The sequence below is a fragment of the Lacrimispora sp. genome (assembly GCF_046972725.1).
Taxonomy (GTDB): Bacteria; Bacillota; Clostridia; order Lachnospirales; family Lachnospiraceae; genus Lacrimispora.
Genome location: NZ_JBKVXF010000002.1, coordinates 1 through 21,350, shown reverse-complemented (window position 1 = coordinate 21,350; position 21,350 = coordinate 1). Strand labels below are relative to the sequence as shown.

At 41.7% G+C, this 21,350-nt stretch carries 19 protein-coding genes and 3 tRNA genes; 1 reads left to right on the top strand and 21 read right to left on the bottom strand.

Features of this window, described 5'->3' with window-relative positions:
• Positions 1 to 38: 38 nt before the first annotated feature.
• On the bottom strand, positions 39 to 2,024 hold the full coding sequence (gene uvrB / locus ACLTWA_RS08295) for an excinuclease ABC subunit UvrB (RefSeq protein WP_412327232.1): 1,986 nt from the start codon (positions 2,022 to 2,024) through the stop codon (positions 39 to 41).
• A 292-nt stretch (positions 2,025 to 2,316) separates the two neighbouring features.
• Here uvrB and ACLTWA_RS08290 point away from each other — a divergent pair, with 292 nt between their 5' ends.
• Positions 2,317 to 3,342, top strand: a complete 1,026-nt coding sequence (locus ACLTWA_RS08290; protein WP_412327231.1) for a threonine aldolase family protein — start codon at positions 2,317 to 2,319, stop codon at positions 3,340 to 3,342.
• A gap of 82 nt (positions 3,343 to 3,424) precedes the next feature.
• Here the strand turns inward: ACLTWA_RS08290 and ACLTWA_RS08285 are convergent, their stop codons facing one another.
• The 20 genes from ACLTWA_RS08285 to ACLTWA_RS08190 form a co-directional block, all read right to left on the bottom strand.
• Entirely contained in the window at positions 3,425 to 4,723 is a 1,299-nt protein-coding gene (locus ACLTWA_RS08285; protein ID WP_412327230.1) for a S41 family peptidase, read from the bottom strand.
• Between the two features lie 22 nt (positions 4,724 to 4,745).
• Positions 4,746 to 5,948, bottom strand: a complete 1,203-nt coding sequence (locus tag ACLTWA_RS08280) for a murein hydrolase activator EnvC family protein (protein ID WP_412327229.1) — start codon at positions 5,946 to 5,948, stop codon at positions 4,746 to 4,748.
• A 12-nt stretch (positions 5,949 to 5,960) separates the two neighbouring features.
• Positions 5,961 to 6,869, bottom strand: a complete 909-nt coding sequence (gene ftsX / locus ACLTWA_RS08275; protein WP_412327228.1) for a permease-like cell division protein FtsX — start codon at positions 6,867 to 6,869, stop codon at positions 5,961 to 5,963.
• On the bottom strand, positions 6,859 to 7,545 hold the full coding sequence (gene ftsE, locus ACLTWA_RS08270) for a cell division ATP-binding protein FtsE (RefSeq protein ID WP_412327227.1): 687 nt from the start codon (positions 7,543 to 7,545) through the stop codon (positions 6,859 to 6,861). The genes ftsX and ftsE overlap by 11 nt, the downstream gene beginning before the upstream one ends.
• Positions 7,546 to 7,797: 252 nt before the next feature.
• Complete coding sequence (locus tag ACLTWA_RS08265) at positions 7,798 to 8,886, bottom strand: PucR family transcriptional regulator (RefSeq protein ID WP_412327226.1); 1,089 nt, start codon at positions 8,884 to 8,886, stop codon at positions 7,798 to 7,800.
• A 103-nt stretch (positions 8,887 to 8,989) separates the two neighbouring features.
• Positions 8,990 to 10,102 (bottom strand): ABC transporter ATP-binding protein, encoded by a 1,113-nt coding sequence (locus ACLTWA_RS08260; protein WP_412327225.1) that lies wholly within the window; start codon positions 10,100 to 10,102, stop codon positions 8,990 to 8,992.
• A 321-nt stretch (positions 10,103 to 10,423) separates the two neighbouring features.
• Positions 10,424 to 11,008 (bottom strand): class I SAM-dependent methyltransferase, encoded by a 585-nt coding sequence (locus ACLTWA_RS08255; protein ID WP_412327224.1) that lies wholly within the window; start codon positions 11,006 to 11,008, stop codon positions 10,424 to 10,426.
• A gap of 28 nt (positions 11,009 to 11,036) precedes the next feature.
• Positions 11,037 to 11,876: a S1 RNA-binding domain-containing protein gene (locus tag ACLTWA_RS08250; protein WP_412327223.1), complete on the bottom strand. Its 840-nt coding sequence runs from the start codon at positions 11,874 to 11,876 to the stop codon at positions 11,037 to 11,039.
• Between the two features lies 1 nt (position 11,877).
• Complete coding sequence (locus ACLTWA_RS08245) at positions 11,878 to 12,603, bottom strand: acyl-[acyl-carrier-protein] thioesterase (protein WP_412327222.1); 726 nt, start codon at positions 12,601 to 12,603, stop codon at positions 11,878 to 11,880.
• 178 nt (positions 12,604 to 12,781) lie between these two features.
• Positions 12,782 to 12,854, bottom strand: a tRNA-Gln gene (locus tag ACLTWA_RS08240).
• 160 nt (positions 12,855 to 13,014) lie between these two features.
• Positions 13,015 to 13,086, bottom strand: a tRNA-Gln gene (locus ACLTWA_RS08235).
• A gap of 232 nt (positions 13,087 to 13,318) precedes the next feature.
• Positions 13,319 to 14,770: a hypothetical protein gene (locus ACLTWA_RS08230; protein WP_412327221.1), complete on the bottom strand. Its 1,452-nt coding sequence runs from the start codon at positions 14,768 to 14,770 to the stop codon at positions 13,319 to 13,321.
• A gap of 8 nt (positions 14,771 to 14,778) precedes the next feature.
• The gene (locus ACLTWA_RS08225) at positions 14,779 to 15,357 is read right to left on the bottom strand and encodes an RNA polymerase sigma factor (RefSeq protein WP_412327219.1); all 579 of its coding nucleotides are present in this window, start codon (positions 15,355 to 15,357) and stop codon (positions 14,779 to 14,781) included.
• A gap of 76 nt (positions 15,358 to 15,433) precedes the next feature.
• Entirely contained in the window at positions 15,434 to 16,612 is a 1,179-nt protein-coding gene (locus ACLTWA_RS08220) for a cation diffusion facilitator family transporter (RefSeq protein WP_412327217.1), read from the bottom strand.
• A 22-nt stretch (positions 16,613 to 16,634) separates the two neighbouring features.
• Positions 16,635 to 17,381 (bottom strand): tRNA pseudouridine(38-40) synthase TruA, encoded by a 747-nt coding sequence (truA, locus tag ACLTWA_RS08215; protein WP_412327215.1) that lies wholly within the window; start codon positions 17,379 to 17,381, stop codon positions 16,635 to 16,637.
• Positions 17,347 to 17,826: a VanZ family protein gene (locus tag ACLTWA_RS08210; protein WP_412327213.1), complete on the bottom strand. Its 480-nt coding sequence runs from the start codon at positions 17,824 to 17,826 to the stop codon at positions 17,347 to 17,349. The genes truA and ACLTWA_RS08210 overlap by 35 nt, the downstream gene beginning before the upstream one ends.
• Before the next feature lie 2 nt (positions 17,827 to 17,828).
• Positions 17,829 to 18,998: an aminotransferase class I/II-fold pyridoxal phosphate-dependent enzyme gene (locus ACLTWA_RS08205; RefSeq protein ID WP_412327211.1), complete on the bottom strand. Its 1,170-nt coding sequence runs from the start codon at positions 18,996 to 18,998 to the stop codon at positions 17,829 to 17,831.
• Between the two features lie 133 nt (positions 18,999 to 19,131).
• Positions 19,132 to 19,749, bottom strand: a complete 618-nt coding sequence (locus ACLTWA_RS08200) for a L,D-transpeptidase family protein (RefSeq protein ID WP_412327209.1) — start codon at positions 19,747 to 19,749, stop codon at positions 19,132 to 19,134.
• A gap of 249 nt (positions 19,750 to 19,998) precedes the next feature.
• Positions 19,999 to 20,592: an AAA family ATPase gene (locus ACLTWA_RS08195; protein WP_412328104.1), complete on the bottom strand. Its 594-nt coding sequence runs from the start codon at positions 20,590 to 20,592 to the stop codon at positions 19,999 to 20,001.
• A gap of 496 nt (positions 20,593 to 21,088) precedes the next feature.
• A tRNA-Gly gene (locus tag ACLTWA_RS08190) sits at positions 21,089 to 21,161 on the bottom strand.
• Positions 21,162 to 21,350: the final 189 nt, after the last annotated feature.

The window sequence follows — 21,350 nt, the reverse complement described above, 5'->3', positions numbered from 1 at the left end:
TGTACCATTTTAAAATGTGCTTATGCGAGATTATCATCTTAGTCATCTATTTCCTGTAACATCTTCTTTATCTGAACCATACGGTCACGCAGCTTGGCGGCCTCTTCAAAATTCAGTTCCGCTGCTGCCTGATGCATCTTCTTTGTAAGTTCCCTGGAAAGCTTCTCCAGTTCTTTGGCATCCATGGATTCCGGATCTTTTTTAAAGTCTTCCTCTTTTTCAATAGCCGCTTTTGAAATCGCGATCAGATCCCTAACCGACTTTTTAATGGTGGTCGGCGTAATTCCATGTTCTTCGTTATACTTTTGCTGAATCGCCCTTCTCCGGTTCGTCTCTTCAATCGCCACCCGCATGGAATCTGTAATATGATCCGCATACATGATAACATGACCTTCTGAGTTTCTGGCCGCCCGTCCGATGGTCTGTATCAAGGATGTCTCCGAACGCAGGAAGCCCTCCTTATCCGCATCAAGAATAGCCACCAGCGTGATCTCAGGAATATCAAGGCCTTCCCGCAGCAGATTGATGCCCACCAGCACATCAAAGACATCCAGACGCATGTCACGGATTATCTCCGAACGCTCCAGCGTATCGATATCGGAATGTAAATATTTTATCCGGATTCCCACTTCTCTCATATAGTCGGTCAAGTCCTCCGCCATACGCTTAGTCAGTGTGGTAATCAGGACCTTATTTTTCTTCTCGATTTCTTTATTTACTTCAGAAACCAGATCGTCGATCTGCCCCTCCACCGGCCTTACATCAATCTCCGGATCAAGAAGACCTGTAGGACGTATGATCTGCTCCACTCTCATCAGCTCATGCTCGGCTTCATAAACGGAAGGAGTCGCAGAAACAAACAGCATCTGATTGATCTTGGATTCAAATTCCTGAAAATTCAAAGGACGGTTGTCCAGAGCAGAAGGAAGGCGGAACCCATAATTGACCAGAGTGGTCTTTCTGGAACGGTCTCCTGCATACATTCCCCTGATCTGAGGCAGAGTAATGTGAGATTCATCCACAATGATCAGAAAATCATCGGAGAAATAGTCAATAAGTGTAAACGGCGGTTCTCCTTCTTTTCCTCCGGTCAAATGTCTGGAATAATTTTCAATTCCTGAGCAGAAGCCTGTTTCCTTCATCATTTCCACATCAAAGTTGGTTCGTTCCGAGATTCTCTGGGCCTCTAAAAGTTTATCTTCGCTCTTAAAGTACTCCACCTGCTCCTTAAGCTCTGCCAGAATCGTCTGAGTCGCAAGCTCCAGCTTATCTTTGGAAACCACATAATGAGAAGCCGGAAATATAGCCACGTGGCCAAGCTCTGCCCGAATCTCACCGGTCAGAGTATCAATCTCCGTAATCCTTTCCACCTCATCGCCGAAGAATTCCACACGGTAAGCCTCACTGCCGGAATAGGATGGGAAAACTTCCACCACATCGCCTCTGACCCTGAAGGTTCCGCGCCTGAAGTCCATATCGTTTCTGTCATATTGGATTTCAATCAGCTTATGGATCATCTCGTCCCGGTCTTTTATCATACCAGGTCTTAACGAAATCACCATCTCCTTATAATCAATCGGGCTTCCCAATCCATAGATACAGGAAACCGATGCAATAATAATGACATCCTCACGTTCCGAAAGAGCTGCCGTGGCAGAATGACGGAGCTTATCAATCTCATCATTAATTGCAGAATCCTTTTCAATATAAGTATCTGATGACGGAACATAGGCTTCCGGCTGGTAATAATCATAGTAAGAAACAAAATACTCCACTGCATTCTCAGGAAAAAATTCCTTAAACTCACCGTAAAGCTGAGCAGCAAGAGTTTTATTATGAGCGATAATAAGAGTCGGTTTCTGGATTTTCTGAATGACATTGGCCATGGTAAATGTCTTACCCGAACCGGTAACACCTAATAATGTCTGGAATTGATTGCCTTCCTTAAAACCTTTCACCAGCTCTTCAATGGCCTTTGGCTGGTCACCGGTAGGCTCATATTCTGAATGTAATTTAAACTCCATGATTTTTTCACCTCCAAAATCTCTTATTACAGATTATATCATAGCAGAAACAAAAAGTATAGCCGGAAAAGAACATCAGTTCTGATGCTGAAACCGTTTTCAAATTACATATCCTACAGCAATCATTGTACGCAGATCATATCAGCCTATCCTCTGCACGTATAATTTTTCAAAGTATATCATAAATACTCCCACCATGCCAATTGATGTTACTGATTTTAAAACATATTGAATTTAAAACCTGTTTGGTATATGATAAATCTCATACAATCAAACAGCAGGAGGACATTTTATGTACAGCTTTAATAACGATTACAGCGAAGGCGCACACCCGAAGATACTGGAAGCCCTGATTCAGGAAAATCTAGTCCAGAACAGCGGGTACGGACTTGACACTCACAGCAGTCAGGCCATCGAACGGATCAAACAGGAGATCGGCCGTGATGATGCTGATATCCATTTCATAGTTGGAGGCACCCAAACCAATTTAATTACCATTGCAACTGCACTCCGTCCCTGGCAGGCCGTGATTTGTACGGATAAAGGCCATATCAATGTCCACGAAACCGGTGCCATTGAAGCCACAGGCCACAAAGTCATTGCCATGCCTGTAAAAGACGGAAAACTGACTCCTGCCGATGTATCAGAAGCACTTGACCATCATACAGATGAGCATATGGTACAGCCAAAGATGGTCTATATTTCCAACACCACTGAAATCGGAACCCAGTACAGCAAGGCGGAGCTGGAAGCCCTTCATCATTTCTGCCGGCAGAAAAATCTGTATTTATTTCTTGATGGCGCCCGTATTGGTTCTGCACTGACAAGCCCGGTCAATGACTTAACCCTTAAGGACATCGCAAAGCTCACAGATGTATTCTATATCGGAGGCACAAAAAACGGCGCCCTGTTTGGAGAAGCGCTTATCATCAATCATCCGGACCTAAAGCCAGATTTCCGTTTCATGATCAAACAGCGCGGCGCCATGCTTGCAAAAGGCTGGACACTTGGCATTCAGTTTAAAGAACTGTTTCAAAACAATCTTTTTTATGATTTGGCCGCTCATGCAAATGAAATGTCTGCCCTGTTAAAAAAAGGCATTGAATCATGCGGTTATTCCTTTTTTTCAGATTCCGTCACAAACCAGCTGTTTCCAATTTTCCCTGATTCCGTCATTGCAAAGCTGGAAAATGAATACCTTTTTTCCATACAGGAACGGTTTGACAGCAGTCATACCGTGATTCGTCTGGTTACTTCCTGGGCAACCAGAGAAGACGCATGCCGGGCATTTATCAAATCTCTGGAATCATGTAAATAATCCAATCGTTTCAGCTGACAAGATTAAAAAGCCTCTGTACGCCAGTTTTCCCGGCAACAGAGGCTTTAAATTTATATTCTTATTATTTCAATGCTTTAATTGCTTCCTGAAGCTGATTATCTTCCTCGTGTTCAATTTTGATCTTTGTTCTAAGACTTTCATCCAATTCAACCGGAACATCTGGCTCCAGCCCTTTTCCATGCAGGTCAAAACCACTTGGAGTATAGTAATGAGCCACTGTCATCTTAATGGCGGTCCCTTTATCTAGAGGAAACAGGGTCTGAACAATCCCTTTGCCAAAGGTCTTGGTTCCCACCAGCTTTGCTTTGTTATAGGCTTTTAGAGCCCCGGAAAATACTTCTGATGCACTGGCTGACTGGCCATTGACTAAAACTGCCATCGGAACATCCACCTGATGGCCGTCAGAAGCATAATACTGCTCTCCATTTCCATTCTTATCTGCCATATATACAAGAAGAGTCTTATCCTTCTTCTTTCTCACAAGATTTGGATCTCCCTGAATCACAAGATCATCCGGAAGAATATAGTCAAGCATAGAAACTACTGCATCCACAACACCGCCAGGGTTATTTCTTAAATCCACCACCAGCTTTTCCATTCCCTGCTTCTCAAGATCATCGACCGCACTCTTAAACTGGTCTGCAGTCACAGTGTCGAACTGGCTGACGGATATATAACCTACATGATCTGCCAGCATTTCATGCTCTACCGTAGGAACCGTGATCTGACGGCGTTCCATTGTCATATCAATATATTTTCCGGTATCCTTTCGAAGAACAGTAATGGTGACCGGAGTTCCCTCTTCTCCCTTGATATGGTCTTTAACAACAAGCTCCAGATCCATCCCTGTCACTTCCTGATCTCCGACCTTATATAACAGGTCACCCGGCAGGATCCCTGCTTCTGCACCAGGCGTTCCCTCAAAAACCTTGGTTACTGTAATAATTCCTGTGTCCGCACTCTGGCTGACCATCACTCCGATTCCGCAATATTCACCGGAGGTATCTTCCATCAGCTTGTTATACTCATCAGCCGTATAGTAAACCGTATAAGGATCTCCCAATCCATTTAGCATTCCCTTATAGATCCAGTCTTCCACATCATTGAGATTTTCATCAAAAAGATAGTACTTATCAATAACCGACTGGATCGTCTGTATCTTGGAAGCAATCCGGTTCATGTCTAAGTTTCCCTGCTGATTTTCTGCCTGAGCAGATTCCGCAGTCTGTCCTTTTCCATCAATAGCGGTTTTGCCGATCAGAAATATCCCCAAAGACATGCCTACAATAACAAGACCTGCTAATGCAGTTAGAAGTGCCCCGACAAGGGCACCCTTCCAAAATTTATTTTTACTTTCCACTGTCATTCTCCTATCTAGCTCATTATGGGCTAACGTATTTCGCCGGATTTACATAACTGCCATCTACCCTGATTCCAAAATGGAGGTGCGGTCCGGTAGAATATCCGGTAGAACCCACTTTTGCAATTATCTGCCCCTGTGTCACTTCCTGTCCAGCTGAAACCAAAAGTTCTGAACAGTGCATATACACGGTGTAAACACCCCCGCCATGGTGGATCATAATATAGTTGCCGGCAGAATAACTGTATGTAGATATTGTAACCGTACCTGATGCCGCCGCTAAAATGCTGTTTCCGGCAGCCGCACCAATATCAATTCCCTTATGGCTGGAGGAGGCTCCTTCCGTAGGGGATTCCCGATCGCCGAAATTTGAAGTAATCCTGCTTGAAGAAGGACAGGGCCATATGAATTTAATATTCCCGATCGCAACTGTATTATACGTTTTTCCCGCACTCTCAGCTGCTTTCCGCGCTTCTTCCTCTTTTTTCCGGATCTCAGCTTCCATATTCCTTATATGCTGTTCCTGCTCAGCAATATCCTTCTCAAGCTCTGCCAGGTTTCCTTCACCGGCACTGATCCGGCTTTGATAGCTTGCAAGCTCCGCATTCTTCTTCTCAATCAGGCTTTCCACATCCTGCTGCTTCTGATTGGCCGCTGCCTCAAAGGCCTTCAGCTCTTCATGCTCTGCCAAAAGTTCCTTCTCCCGCTGTTCCACCTCTTCTTTGGACCGCTTAAAACTCTCCAGCATTTTCCTATCATATGCAGCAATGCTCCGGATATATTCCACACGGTTAAAAAGCTGGGTGAGATCTCCCGACTTAAATAACAAGTCAAGGTAGTTCGTCTCACCCTTCTCATACATATATTGAATTCTCAGTTTCATATCCCGGTACTGGCGGTCCATGGTCTGCCTGGCCGCCTCCAACTCTGCATTTGCCGCTTCAAGCTCTGCTTCCTTGGTGCTGATCTGGGACTGAAGTGCATTCAGCTGCTTATTCAGGGAATCAAGCATGGTGTCCAGGCTTTTCACATAACCTGCGGCATCATTTCTTAATCCCTCCAGTTCTTTTAAGGTTGTTTCGATTTCCTTTTTTTCATCTTCTAAAGCAGAAGCTTGTTCCTTTGCTTCCTCCACATCAGTTTTGGTACCATAAGAAGGAAATATACATGACACCGTCATCATGCAACAAAGACCCGCTGCAAACAGACCTTTTTTTAATCTCATAGGCATTTCCCTTTATACTTTTAAATGCTTCCGAATAGTAAAGAAACTTACGAAAAAGCCGATTCCCAAACCGAGAGACAGCGCAGTTGCCGCCATATAAGGAAAGATGGCTTCCACTGGAAGGAACTGGAAAAGGCCCGATAAAATACTGAACTTTGTCACAACGTATTCGACCGCAGACCGGTAGAGGAAATAAATTGCAAGCAAAGGTAATGATGCCCCAACCAGACCAATAATGACTCCCTCCACAACAAACGGAGCCCGGATCATATAATCTGTGGCACCGATCAGCTTCATAATATGGTTTTCCGTCTTCCGGAACGCCGCAGCGACTGAAATCGTATTGCTAATAAGGAATATGGCCACTGCAAGCAAAATACCGATGATCAGCATAGAAAGAACTCCAATGACCTTATTTAAACTGTTCATTCCTTCTGCAGCAGTCTGAGAATAGTTGACTTTTCTCACCCCGTCAAGACTCTTTAACCAATTAACAACCTTTTCCTGATCCACCAGATCTTTTAAAAATACGGTGTAAGAAGAAGAATTGGCGAGAGGATTATCTGCCTCAAAACCTTCTGCCAGATCCTGCATATCACCAAAATATTCCTTTTTTGCTTCTTCCCATGCTTCTTCTGCAGAAATATATTTTATTTCCTTTACTTCTTCTCTGGCTTTTATTTTATTGCCAATTTCAGTAATCTTATTTTTATCCAGACCCTCTTCAAAAAATACAGTGATACCAACCGTACCTTCTGTATTTTTAATCACATGCTGCACGTTAATAACAATTGAAAAAAACAGGCAAAACAGAAAAATGCAGGCGGAAACAGTAGCAATAGACGCCAGAGAAAACAAAATATTTCTGCATATATTTTTTACCCCCTGCTTGAGGCAATACCAAAATGTACTAATTCTCATATGTATAACCGCCTTTTTTCTCGTCGCTCATGATGGCTCCCCGGTCCATCACAATCACTCTCTTTTTCATCCGGTCCACGATTTCCTGACTGTGAGTGACTACGATTACTGTAGTTCCCTGCTTATTTATCTCATTTAAAAGCTTCATGATCTCCATGGAATTATGTCCGTCTAAATTACCGGTAGGCTCATCTGCCAGAAGAATCTCCGGACGGTTAATCAAAGCCCTGGCAATGGCAACCCGCTGCTGCTCCCCGCCGGAAAGCTGCTGTGGGAAAAACTTATACTTTGAAGAAAGCCCTACCATCTTTAACATGGCAGGAACCGATTCTTTGATACTTCTTGTAGATGCCCCAATGACACGCTGTGCAAACGCAACGTTTTCGTACACATTCCGATCCTTTAACAACCGGAAATCCTGAAATATCATTCCCAGCTTACGTCTGTATTTGGGAATAAATCTTCTTGGCATCTTGCTTAAATTCATATCATTTACAATAATTTTGCCGGATGTTGGTTCCACCTCTTTGAGCAGCATCTTTAAGAGCGTGGATTTGCCCGAACCGCTGCGGCCGATGATAAATACAAATTCCCCATCCTCCACCGTTATGCTGACATTCCGAAGCGCCTTATTACCGGCTTCATATGTTTTACTTACATTCCATAGTTCTATCATTTCAGTCCTCTAACTCTTTGTGCTTTTCGTACTTTTGGCATGAAAGGAATCGATTTGCGGGGGATTGAGAAAAAAGAATGTATTCCCTCTATCCTGCAGCAGAACTTCTGCCCCGCAGCGAAACTTCGATTCCGCTTCGCTTCTTCTCAGTTTACGGGCTTCGCCCTATGAAAAGAGCCAGCAAGGCAGCTGCTTTTATGCAAGCATAACGCCGCTGTCTTATTGCCTCTTTTTGCACTGCTCACGGCATAGTTAATAATCTTGGTTTTCCATATACTTCATGTATTTAACAACCATTAGTGCGATCTTAAAAGTAATGGCATCCTCAAATACACGAAGATCCAGACCGGTGCTTTTTTGCAGTTTGTCCAAACGGTAAACCAGTGTGTTCCTGTGAATATAAAGCTGTCTGGATGTTTCAGACACGTTTAAGCTGTTCTCAAAGAATTTATTAATGGTTGTAAGAGTTTCCTCATCAAATTCATCCGGAGACTTTCCATCAAAAATTTCCTTGATAAACATACGGCATAATGGCAACGGAAGCTGATAAATCAGACGGCCGATCCCCAGCTTGCTGTATGCAACCACGTTTTTATTGCTGTAGAAAATTTTCCCTACATCCATGGCCATCTTCGCTTCTTTATAAGATCTGGAAACCTCTTTGATCTCACCTACAATGGTACCAAAGGCAACGTGTACCTGAGTCATTGCCTCAGTGTTCAGCATGTCCAGAATGGTATTCGCTGTCTTCTCTAAATCGTCGTAAGTCTCGCCTTCTTTTACTTCTTTTACAAGAATAATGTTCTTCTCATCCACAGCAGTAACAAAGTCCTTTGTCTTCGCCGCAAATAAGTTACGCACGGTTTCCAGTGCATTCACATCTTTTTCGTGCTGGGTTTCAATGATAAATACCACTCTTTTAATATTAGTTTCAATGTGGAGTTTTTTAGCTCTGTTGTATATATCTACTAAAAGCAGATTGTCAAGCAGCAGGTTTTTAATGAAATTATCTTTATCAAAACGTTCTTTATATGCAACCAAAAGGCTCTGGATCTGAAAAGTAGCCAGTTTGCCGACCATATACACATCATCGCTTCCTCCCTTGGCCAGGAGGATGTATTCTAACTGGTGTTCGTCAAAAACCTTGAAAAACTGATATCCCTGGATTACCTGGCTGTCAGCCGGAGAATCCACGAACGCCAGGATAGAACTTTCATAATCTTCCGCATCAGGAAATGTGGTAGCCAAAACCTTTCCTTCTGTATCACAAATACACAGATCAATTCTTGTTATCCCTTTTAATCCTTCAATGGTTGTTTGAAGTATTTGATTCGAAATCATGGCATATTCTCCTTTTTCGTAAATTTACCTTATTCTATATTAATGCAAAAAGAAAAAAAAAGCAAGCGAGTATCATACCCGCCTGCTTAAAATTTCATAATATTTAGTTTAAAACAACAAGTTCTGTATCTTTATCAAATACATGTATCTTGGATAAGTCAAGAGCAAGCTTAATGGTATCACCAGGTCTTGCTGTTGTACGAGGATTTACTCTTGCTGTAAAGGTGGAATCATCAATATCGAAGTATAAATAAACTTCTGCACCTAATAACTCATAAACTCTGATGGTTGCGTCAATGATACTGGAAGGAGAAGATGCAAGGAACGCTTCTTCATCATGTAAGTCTTCCGGACGGATTCCCAGGGTTACAGTCTTTCCAACATAACCGGCAGCCTCCAGCTTTTTCGCTTTGGACTCTGGAAGAGCAATTGTATTGCCGCCAAAGGTAAGTGTTACATCATTTCCGTTCTTAGCAACCGTTGCATCGATCAGGTTCATCTGAGGAGCACCGATAAATCCGGCAACGAACTTGTTGCCTGGCTTGTCGTAAAGATTCTGAGGAGAATCAACCTGCTGGATAACACCATCTTTCATAACTACGATTCTGGTACCAAGAGTCATAGCCTCTGTCTGATCATGTGTAACGTAAATAATGGTAGCCTGAAGTCTCTGATGTAACTTGGAGATCTCAATACGCATCTGACCTCTCAGCTTGGCATCAAGGTTTGACAGCGGCTCATCCATAAGGAATACTTTAGGATTACGTACAATGGCACGTCCCATAGCAACACGCTGTCTCTGTCCGCCGGATAATGCCTTTGGCTTACGGTCTAACAAATGCTCAAGGTCAAGAATTCTAGCTGCTTCATGAACCAGCTTTTCGATTTCTTCCTTTGGAGTCTTTCTGAGCTTCAGACCAAATGCCATATTATCGTATACGGACATATGCGGATAAAGAGCATAGTTCTGGAATACCATTGCGATATCTCTGTCTTTTGGTTCTACATCATTCATCAATTTGCCGTCAATGTAAAGTTCACCAGAAGAAATATCTTCCAGACCTGCAATCATACGAAGAGTGGTAGACTTACCGCATCCGGATGGTCCTACGAAAATAACAAATTCTTTATCCTCGATATCCAGATTAAAATCTTTAACTGCCTCAAATCCATTTGGATATCTTTTGACAATGTTCTTTAATGATAAACTAGCCATTTATTAATCCTCCTAAAAATATAATGTATATTCTATAGTCAGAACCTGCAGCCCCCACAGCTACGGCCCCTGTTTCTTGAAATAATCATACATGAATTAAATTTTATTTACCATATTGCTATTTACCAAAATCCGTTTGGGCCTTTTGGCTAATTTGTATAACCGTCAAAAAAATTGACTGAAACGTCAAAATAACAAAAGTTTGCCTTGGACATTTCTGTCTATATTCGATAGCGTATTCAAATCCCCTTTAATATTTAGTAATAAATTACAAGGCGGTGTCGAAATTTCCGGCACCGCCTTGTGTAAATTTATGTCATATTAACGTTTTTTTAAAAGGACATTTAACCAACGAACGTCAGAATGACCAGAACCAACATCATCGGTTTCCCAAAGCTTTAAAATTTCAAAGCGGCCGTTATCCCTTAGAAGCTCAGTCATGGAGTCTGGCGTAAAATCACTGAAATACCGCTTGCCCCGAAACCCTTCAAAATCTCCAAGCTTATATGACATATAAAGGATCCCTTTGTCATTTAAGGCCCTTGCTATCTTTGTAAGAATGTCAGACAGTTCCTTTTTGGGAGTATGAAGTAATGATGCGCATGCCCAGATTCCATCGAAAACGTTGTCAAAATCCATTTCCTCAAATGTCATCTGCAGCACTTCCAGACCAGTATGGATCTCTGCCAGCTTACACATCTCTTCCGATGCATCAAGCGGCGTCACATCATACCCCAGGTCATAGAACGTCAGGCTGTCTCTGCCTGAACCGCAGCCTAAATCCAGGATGGTGTCACCCTCATCCAGCAGATCCGTAAATTCCTTCATGATCTCTGACATATCCTGATTTACAGTCTCTTCAAATTCCTTTGCCGCATACTTATTATAATAGTCTATCGAGTCCAAAATAATCCTCCTGTTATCCGCTTACCCGCTATTTAATCTTTTCGATTTTGTTTTCCGTTATTTTAACTTTTCCTTCTTTTAGCAGATGTCCTATGGCACGCTTAAAAGCGTTCTTGCTCATAGAAAACTCCCGCTTAATGATTTCCGGATCTGCCTTATCTGTAAATGGCAGACTTCCATCAAACTGTGTTTCGATAATATCAATCACCCGTTCTGAATCTGCATCCATCTGAATATATGCCTTTTGTCTTGGGCTTAAGTCCAGCTTCCCGTCTTCCCGCACCTTGATGACCCTTGCAGTTATTTCATCACCTTCCCGGTAATTTTCAAATAATTCTTTTCGTGGGATCAAACCATAAAACTTATTATCCACCGCCACAAAAGCACCAAGAGTTTCGTTGATCTCATAAATAATGCCGGTTACCTGATCATCTTTTTTATAAGGAGACTCATTGCTCATGTAAGAATACACCCGCATGGTGGCAGCCAGACGTTTGCTTTTATCAATGTATAAGGCAACCAGCACCTGCTCGCCCTGGCGGACCTTGTGGGTCTGTTCCTTAAAAGGAAGAAGCAGATCCTTTTCAAGTCCCATGTCAAGAAATGCGCCGATTTTACCCACTTCTTTTACATTAAGTACTGCAGTTTCCCCCACCTTCAGTTTGGGTTCTGCCGTTGTAGCAATCAGACGGTCCTCGGAATCCTTGTAGATAAAAACATTGATTCTGTCTCCTGGTCCGGTGTTTTCTGGTACTTGCTTTTTGGGAAGAAGCACGGATACTTCTCCGTCATCACTTTCTCCAAGGTATACCCCAAACTCTTTGACCCTCTGTACGACCAGGGTCTGCATCTTTCCTAATTCAATCATCTTATATCCTCTCTGTTGTTCCCCGCAGCCAGATGACTGCATAAGCTGAACCTTCCCCATCACACAAAGAAACCGTATAACCTTCCTTTGTCCGGCTGACACGGGGATAAACTGCATCTCCAAAGACTGCCGCTTTTTTATATTCCACTCTCAGTTCTTCTACTTCCATTTCATCTGGAAGTGCTTCCCTGGCAATCTCCACATATTTCGCATTGTTGACATGATGGTTTGTGTCAATATGATGCTTGCTAACCGTAACCGGTTCCAAAGCCATGTAATCTTCCGGCAATTCAATCTTACGGGGCGCATAGTCCATGGAAAGTTTTTGTTCCGAGCCATCTCCGTATCCTCTGATGTCTTCCAGCTCAATTTTGACCGGACGGCCTTTTTTCGTATCAAACAAAAACCATACCGAATTTGCCCTTACCAGATAATCTCCATTCTTATCGCACATGGTAAAATTCCGGTAGCCGTAAAATCCCTTAAAATCATAAGGCCATGTACTGATCAGAATCTCTTCTCCCAGCACCGGATAACGGTCTACCACGATCTGCCAGGAGGAAAGCCACCATGCTTTATGACAATTCGTTAAGTAAGATATCCCCAACCCGTTGTCTTCTGACTGAAAGGTAGAGCAATCCTGCAGATAATTTAAGATACCTGTCAACGTCAGTTTTCCATATTCATCTGTCTCACTATAACGAACCCTGCTGCCGAAATTATACATTTCACACCTCTCATCAAAATTATATAACATTATAAAGCATTTTTATGCTCTTGTCCAGATAAACCAAAAACATCCTTTCCCTGCCTCACCGGTGAATTCTATCAAAAACAACCGCTCGACAATACCTTAACGTTTTTCACAAGCAAAAAACGGAACCCAAACAGGTTCCGTTATCAAACTGGGCTACAAGGATTCGAACCTTGAAAATGACGGAGTCAGAGTCCGTTGCCTTACCATTTGGCGATAGCCCATCACTACAACGAGACTGATTATACATGAAGTTACAAAATGTGTCAAGTATTTTTTCCAAATTATTCTAATTCTCTTCTTTTCATATCATTTTAATTCTGGACTCAACAAAAAAATAGCTTTGATCTTTCCATTCATCCGAAAAATCAAAGCAGATAATAACTGGGCTACAAGGATTCGAACCTTGAAATGACGGAGTCAGAGTCCGTTGCCTTACCATTTGGCGATAGCCCATTAACACAACGAATGTATTATACTACCGATTTTCTAATTGGTCAAGCACTATTTTAATATTTTTTTCTTCATTCTATCCGATTTTTAATAATGTCCTAATATACCACACAAAAATCATTTAAAACCATTAAACATCTGTCTGAAAATCGCAGTTCCAGGAAGAGTGCTGCTACCTGTTTTCAGAACATACTACTTCCCCCATAGCAGGCAAAGCATAAAAAGAAACCGCTCTTTAAGATGCGGTTTCTTTTACGGCCGACTGCTCCTGGGAAGCCGCTTTTTCACTGCTTTTTTCTATTTTTTCTGTTTCAGAAGGTACTTCGCCCGAAGAAGTGGTCTGCTCTGGCTCACTGGTCTCTTGTATCTCCTCGGTTTCTTCACTCTCATCCGATTCTTCCATATCCGGATTACCGATTACCGGGGTTTCAAAAAATCCTTTTACTGTGGTCTGTTTTCCAATCTTTGGAGAGATTCCTCCCAGAACAAATGTATATTCCAGTCCTCCTGCCAGCCCCGTCACATTTATTTCGCAATAACCGGAATCTGTATCCGTAACCTTTGCAGAATAAGTATTTCCATCTTCATCTTTGACAGAAACTGTAGGATTCTTCCATTTTACCTTCGTTTTAAAATGCACCATGACTACGCCGTCCTCAAAATCAACATAATCAATCTTGATTTTATCCGTAGATACAACCTCCTCCTCAGAAGAAGCCTCTGTAGAAGGCGGAACTGTAATTGCCTGCGGCTGAGTCTGGACAGGGATACTCTGTGGGGCCGTCTGACTCTCCGTCTCCAAAGGCAGCTGCTCGGAAGTGGTTTCCTCTGAGGAAAGAGTTTCTTCCACACTTTTTGTCTCACTTACCGTTGTAGCAGCAGGCTTATGGTCTGAAGTGGTTTCCTCTGTTATGCCGGTCTTTCCACCGACTGCATAGGATCGTTCGGTTATGACCTTAGCAATCTCCTCCATGGTAAGAGACGATAATTCCTTCATATCCTCCATGGTCAGCGATGAATTCTGGGCAATCAGCTCTTTTAAAAAATAAGCTTTTCCATAGGAGATTCCATATTGGTCAGCCAATTCTTTAACATCATCCTCTTCAATTACCTGCTGGTCATATACAACCGCCTTCAACTGTTTTTCTTCCAAAGTGCTCTGAATATCACTCACTACTGCAGAACGCAGGCTTTTGGCCTTCTTAACACTGTCATTGGCTACAGTAACCAATATGGCATTATCCATATCAGACAGATACCCATTTGTGACCATCGCGCCAATTACGGCATTTACTGCCACGTTTAAATCCACGCCCTTTAAATCCATTTGCAGCATAATACTTTCAGCATCTTTATTCAAAGCTTTAGCAGAAAGGACCTTATTATTTCTATTCACGGACAGTTCCACACTGGGGTTTACATCAATCCCAATAACGGAATCAACCCTTCCGTTCTGATACGTATAAGTTCCTCCGGCCAAAGCAATCATACAAAGACAGGCTGCTACCAAAGTGGCAAAGACCTTTTGCCTGATTACAGATGCCGGTCTGGCTGCACGTTCTTCATCTTCCTGAGGCGTGCTTAAATTAATTCGTTCCAAAACATCCGGAACCATATCCCGGGTTGCAGACTTTAAGCAGGCTTCGATCTGTTTTCTATTCAATTGTCTGCCATCTGATTGATTCATATCAAAGCCTACTCCTCTCTCAAATAATTTTCCAGTTTTTTCATGGCACGGTTATATCTGGAAAGGGCTGTTGCCAAAGGGATTTTTAAGCTTGAAGCAATTTCTCTGTGCTTCATGCCTGCCGATGTATGGAGCAGCACAATTTCCCGCTCTTCTTCTTTGAGAATGTTAAGAGCGGCAAGAAGCACCATCTTATCTGCTGCCATCTCTATGTCCTGACATACTTCTCCTGTCTCCATACCCGTCAAATCATCTATCGTAACATCCGAATCATGTTTTTGTTCCCGGAACTTCATGTAGCAAAGATTCCGCGCAATCGTAAACATCCAGGCCAAAGGCTTTCCCTGGGACTTATAGCTTTTGGCCGAAGTCCAGATCTTAAGGTAAGCTTCCTGCATGATTTCCTCTGCATCCTGGGGATTCTTTACAATGGACAGTATAAAACTGTACATATTACGATCCGTATTCTGATATAGCTGCCGAAAGGCCTCCTGATCCCCATATGCGACTTTATCAAGAAGTTTTTCGTCGCTTAAACGGCCATAATCTTCAGGCCCGTCAAGGCTCATCAATCCCATAAAAAGCATGGTTCCGATTTCCTTTCTACTTAGTTAATGCGGATTACTGTCATCTTATTGCATAAAATGGAAATTTTTTATTTCCTCATTTTTCCACCCCGAAACCGCTTTCCGTTGTTATGACCAGACAGCACCGTTTATCCGTCTCAGTTACTTTACTTATGATTTCTTCCTTCAACTGTTCTCTTTTCTTTTTGTCATACTCTCTTGGAAATACCAGATCAAAGATAAGATTAATTTGATTTTCACCATCAATCAGCCGGAAATCATGAAAAGAGATCCTGGTATCGATTCCATGAATTACATTTTCCAGCATGCTCCCAAATTCCAAGACTCTGGAATTTTTCGTTTCCACCGGATCCATATGGATTACCAGAAATATGCCAAATTTCTTCAACGCTTCTCTTTCAATTCTATCTACAATCTCATGAGAAACTTCCACATTCACATCATTGGGAACCTCCGCATGAATGGAAGCCATACTTCTGGATGGACCATAATTGTGGACAATTAAATCATGACTGCCAATAATCCCATCATAGCTTCCTACAAATTCCGTTATCTCACGATACAGCTTTGGATCAATAGGCTCTCCGATGAGAGGCGTAAGGGTTTCCCTTGCAATGTTCACGCCCGCCCACATAACGATTACAGAGACTACAAGGCCCACAATGCCGTCAATGTTAAGCCCCCATATGCCGTATATGCCCACGGATAAAATCGTTGCAGAAGTAGTTACTACATCCCCCAAAGAATCTGCCGCTGTCGCCTTCATTACTGACGACTGTATCCTTTGTCCCAGCGTCCGGTTAAAAAAACCAAGCCAAAGCTTCATACAAACAGATAATAATAAAATAACAATCGTTATCATCTTAAATGTCATTTCTTCCGGATGAAGAACTTTTCCCACAGACGTTTTGAACAGGGAAAATCCTACTTGTATGACTAAAAATGCCACGATGAATGCTGCGATGTATTCCACCCTTCCATGTCCAAAAGGATGATCCTCATCAGCAGGCTTCCCGGCCATTTTTACTCCGATAAAACCTATGATGGAAGAAGCTGCATCTGATAGATTATTAAATGCATCTGCCATGACTGATATACTGTTGACTAAAAGACCTGCAAAAAACTTGGCACAAAAAAGCAGAATATTACAGCAAATTCCGACCGTACTGGCCATAAGTCCATATCTTGTACGAACCTGAACATCTTCCGTATCTTTGTAATTCTTAACAAAAGTCCTTACCAAAAATTCAGTCATGTTTCTCCCTCCATGGCCCTTTTTATTCCTTATAGCACACCTTTTCCAGGAAAAGGCCTTCCGGCGGTGCCGTAAATCCAGCTTTACTCCGGTCCAGTGCAGCCAAAATATGTTTCAGCTCATCCGGTTTCCTTTTTCCCTCTCCCACTTCGATTAACGTCCCAGTAAGAATCCGAACCATATGATACAAAAACCCGTTTCCTGTAAATCGAATAAATAACCGGCTTCCCTCTTCCTCAAATTCGATATTCTTAATTGTCCTGACCGTAGATTTTTTCATTTTCTTATTAGCACAAAAGCTTTTAAAATCGTGCTCCCCAATAAGGAATGATGCTCCGCGTTTCATTGCTTCCACATCGAGGGACTTTCCAAGACCATAAATATACTTTCGCTCAAATACCCGTTTCTTTTCAGCTGTTTCAATCCGGTATAAATAGGTTTTTTCCTGGGCATTCAACCGGCTGTGAAACCTGTCATTCATACGCTCTACACTCTTTACTGAAATATCCTCCGGCAGATACTGATTTAAATAATCTTTTATTTCTCTTTCTGACAGATCGACATCCGCATGAAAATTTGCCACCTGAGCCAATGCGTGAACTCCTGCATCCGTTCTCCCTGAACCATGGACTTCCAAAGGGACACCTGCCATCCGCTCCAAGACACTTTCTATTTTTTCCTGTATCGTTTGATTTGTATTTCCCTGCTTCTGCCATCCATCATAACGGCTTCCGTCATATTCCAGAATCATTCGGTAATTTTTCAACATGTAATTTCTCCATTCTTTTGCAGATCAAATATATTCCTCCTGCAAACAAGGAACCAAAAGCTATACCGGCACAATCCAGCCACACATCGGAAATCTGTCCGGAGCGCCCTTCCACAAACAACTGAATGGTCTCATCCAAAAATGGCACCAGAAATCCCGCTAGAATATGCATAAACCAACGTGTATCTTCTTTAACACCAAGAGATTTTAACCACCGAAAGAGTAGAATCCCTAATAAGGCATATTCCGTAAAGTGTGCCATTTTGCGAAGGACATGCTCAGTAAGCCAAAACGCATTTACACCAAAGGTACTTAAAAATCCATGAACAAGCTCCAGCATCCGCCCGCTGTCTTTTGATGAAACTTCTGCTGCTTTCATAGAATTTGAATAAATAAACAGAATATATATGATAACAATCAGAGTCCATAAATACTTTTTCTTCAAATTTATTTCCTCAATATACCACTTTTATCAACCTGGTCCGCAGCCCTTTTTAGAACATCTTCATTCTGTACCAGTGCCATCCGGACAAAACCTTCCCCTGAAGGCCCAAAGGCACTGCCAGGTGTTACTAATACACCTGCACGCTCCAGCAAATTCGCTGCAAAGGCCATAGAGTCTGCAAAACCATCTGGTACCTTTGCCCAAACAAACATGGTTGCCTTTGGTTTTTCCAAATCCCATCCAATTTTTTTCAAACTGTCACAAAGAACATCTCTCCGTCTTTCATAAGCATTTCTTGTATCTGAAACACAAGACTGATCTCCTGTGATTGCTGCAATGGCTGCCTGCTGAATGGGCAGAAACATCCCATAATCCATATTGGATTTCAGAGTTTTCATCCTCCCTACCACCTCTTTGTTGCCAAGGCAAAAACCGACTCTTGCCCCAGCCAGCCCATAAGTTTTAGATAAGGAATTAAATTCCACTCCAACATCCTTCGCTCCTGGAAATCGCAAAAAGCTTCCGCATGTCTTTCCGTCAAAAACGAGTTCGCTGTATGCATTGTCATGAAGAACAATAATATCATATTTCTTAGCAAAGACAATCAATTCCTGATAAAAGGAATCCGGTGCCATAGCAGAAGTCGGATTATTTGGATATGAAACTAACATAAACTTTGCCTTTTTTGCAATCTCTTCCGGAATATCGCAAAAATCAATAATGTAATCGTTCTCTTTTTTTTGAGGCATGTAAAAAAGACTTGCTCCCGCTAATACCGGCCCATCAGCAAAGACAGGATAGCACGGATCCGGAACAAGTACTACATCTCCCTCATCAATAACAGATAATGCAATATGAGCCAGTCCTTCCTGAGAGCCCAGAAGAGAGCATATCTCCAGATCCGGGTCAAGAACTACCTGGTATCTTTTTTTATACCAAGAAGCAGCTGCTTCTAAAAGCTCCTTTTGGTCACGAATTGCATAAATATAATTTTCCGGCTTTGCTGCAGCCTCACATAAAGCTTCTCTGATGTGCTTTGCCGGCGGAATATTTGGTGTACCCACACTTAAGTCGATTACCTCTTCTCCCTTTTCTTCCTTCTGCTGTTTCATTTCCAACAGCTTGGAAAAAATCCCTTCCCCAAAACGATTCATTCTCTCTGAAAAATGCAATGGCTGTTCCACCTCTGTCTTTTCGTAATTTTCATAATGTAAGTTATTATAGTACAAAGACTCTTATAATACAAGGATAGCCGCAAAAAAAGTCCTCAATAGCGGCTTTTTCCGCACATTGAGGACTATGTAACTATGGTCCAATGGTAACTGGAACCCCCAAATTGCAATAACTCCATAACACATCCATAACATCATTATCCACTGCCACACAGCCGTGAGTATCGCCACCAGGAACTCTACACCCATGAATCATAATAGCTCCACCAAGAGGTGTGTCCCATGGAGGCTGCTTTCCTTCCAGATTGGCATTCACTATTTCATCATACTGCGCCTTCGTAATTATGCCATCAGCATACCCTCTTTCTGCATCCTTTATCCCTGGATAAGAAAGACCTAAAGAAAGATAAGCCACACTTTTATCGTTTCTTGTACAAACATAAAACTCTCCGCTTGGTGTCCTTAAATCTCCTTCCACCTTTTTATTGCCTTCCGCAGAGGATTTCCCCAAAGAAACCGGATATTCTGATATCAATACACCATTTTGTTTCAAAGAAAGTGTTTTCATTCGTTTACTTACATAAATAGTTACTCCATTTGTAGATTCCCTATTACCAGCCCCTATATTGGCTCCTGGCCCAACAATTGGATTGGCATAGCCAGTTATATTTAAAAGCATTGCCATGGCGAAAATTAGCACGCCTGATACCAGACGCTTCCAAAGTTTGCAGCCATTACTTTTTCGTCTCATTGATTCCATTCCTCTCTATTTTTTTTCATTATATCATGCATCTGGTAAAACATGGATTACAATATTCTTACATTTTACTGTTTTATTGTTTATATTATATAGACAATATACTTATTTTAAATCGGCACGCTTTAATATACACGTATCAGAAAAATTTCACTTATTACACTGCCTATATTATTGAAATACACTGCCTAGTCACGCCCCATGCCGCATTATAAAAACACTTTATCTGTCTCCATGCTTGTATTAAATGCATTTTAAATAGGCCATTACGGTATTAAAACACCCCTCTATACCTGCCAAACCACTGTCGAGGCATAAATGATAATTTTGCGCTTTTCCCCACTCGCAGCCAGTATAATATTGATAATATTCTTTCCGTTTCTTATCTACTTCCCGAATTTTATGTTCCATAATTTCAGGATCTGTACCAGTATTCAAAGAATTCATACGTTTCAAACGGTCTTCCATCTTTGCATATATGAAAAGATTAATACTATCTTCAAGAACTCTGTCCGCACAGCGTCCAACAATAATACATGGACCCTGTTCTGCCAGTTTTTTAATCACACGAGTCTGAGCAAGAAAGACCTGATCTGACATCGGTATTTCATAAAATAAAGAAAAAGGATTATAAAGTTGGTTCTCTAAGGTATTTTGCAGTACAGGAATCTTTTCAAAATATTTTAAAAACTTTTCCTCTGACAGTCCGCATTCCTCCGCCGATAAACCAATCAGTTCTTTATCATAAAAAGGAACCTTCAGTTCTTTCGCTAATTTAATTCCCAATTCACGCCCCCCACTGCCAAATTCCCTGCTTATAGTTATCACTTTATCCAACATATGCTCCTCCTTATCTTACTCTAGGCAGACTTTTCTTTTTTTCCATATGCAAAGGTTGTAAATCATCAACCCATTAACGGAACAAACGCAAAAAAGGTCTGCTTAAAGTATGTTCTCATCGCTTTGTTTGATAAATCAGTTTTAATATAATTGCATTTTACCACATAGTCCCAAAAACTATATAGCATAATTATATTATACATGATTTTTTTCAATTTTCACAAGAATTGAAAGAGAAATTATAAATGTTATATCTTCCCATAATTATATTTATATTTAAAGTACTTTTAGGATTGTGCCCCGGATCTTTTATATCTACATTTTTTCGTCTAACAATCCTTATTATTTCCCTCAAGCATTAATTGTACATCATAGGAGTATAATCAAACGGATTTATCCCTTTTCTTTGCTGTTCTGAATGTTCGATACTATATTCTTACACACAAAAAAACAGACCTCCAACTGGAAATCTGCTTCTGCTCTTCATATGAAGAGCGCGAGACGGGACTCGAACCCGCGACCCCGACCTTGGCAAGGTCGTACTCCACCAACTGAGCCACTCGCGCTTATTTCTTACTTCTTCTGGGCATATACCCTCAAAACCACACATTGTTATATATCTTCATCCGTTCTTTCCTCTTTATCAAAATACTAAGCTCGATAATACCTCGCTAAGTGTTTTGATATGCCTCGCACTAAACTCGTTAAGTGCTCTGGCGACCTAAACCAACCTGGTTAAGCCCTCGACCTATTAG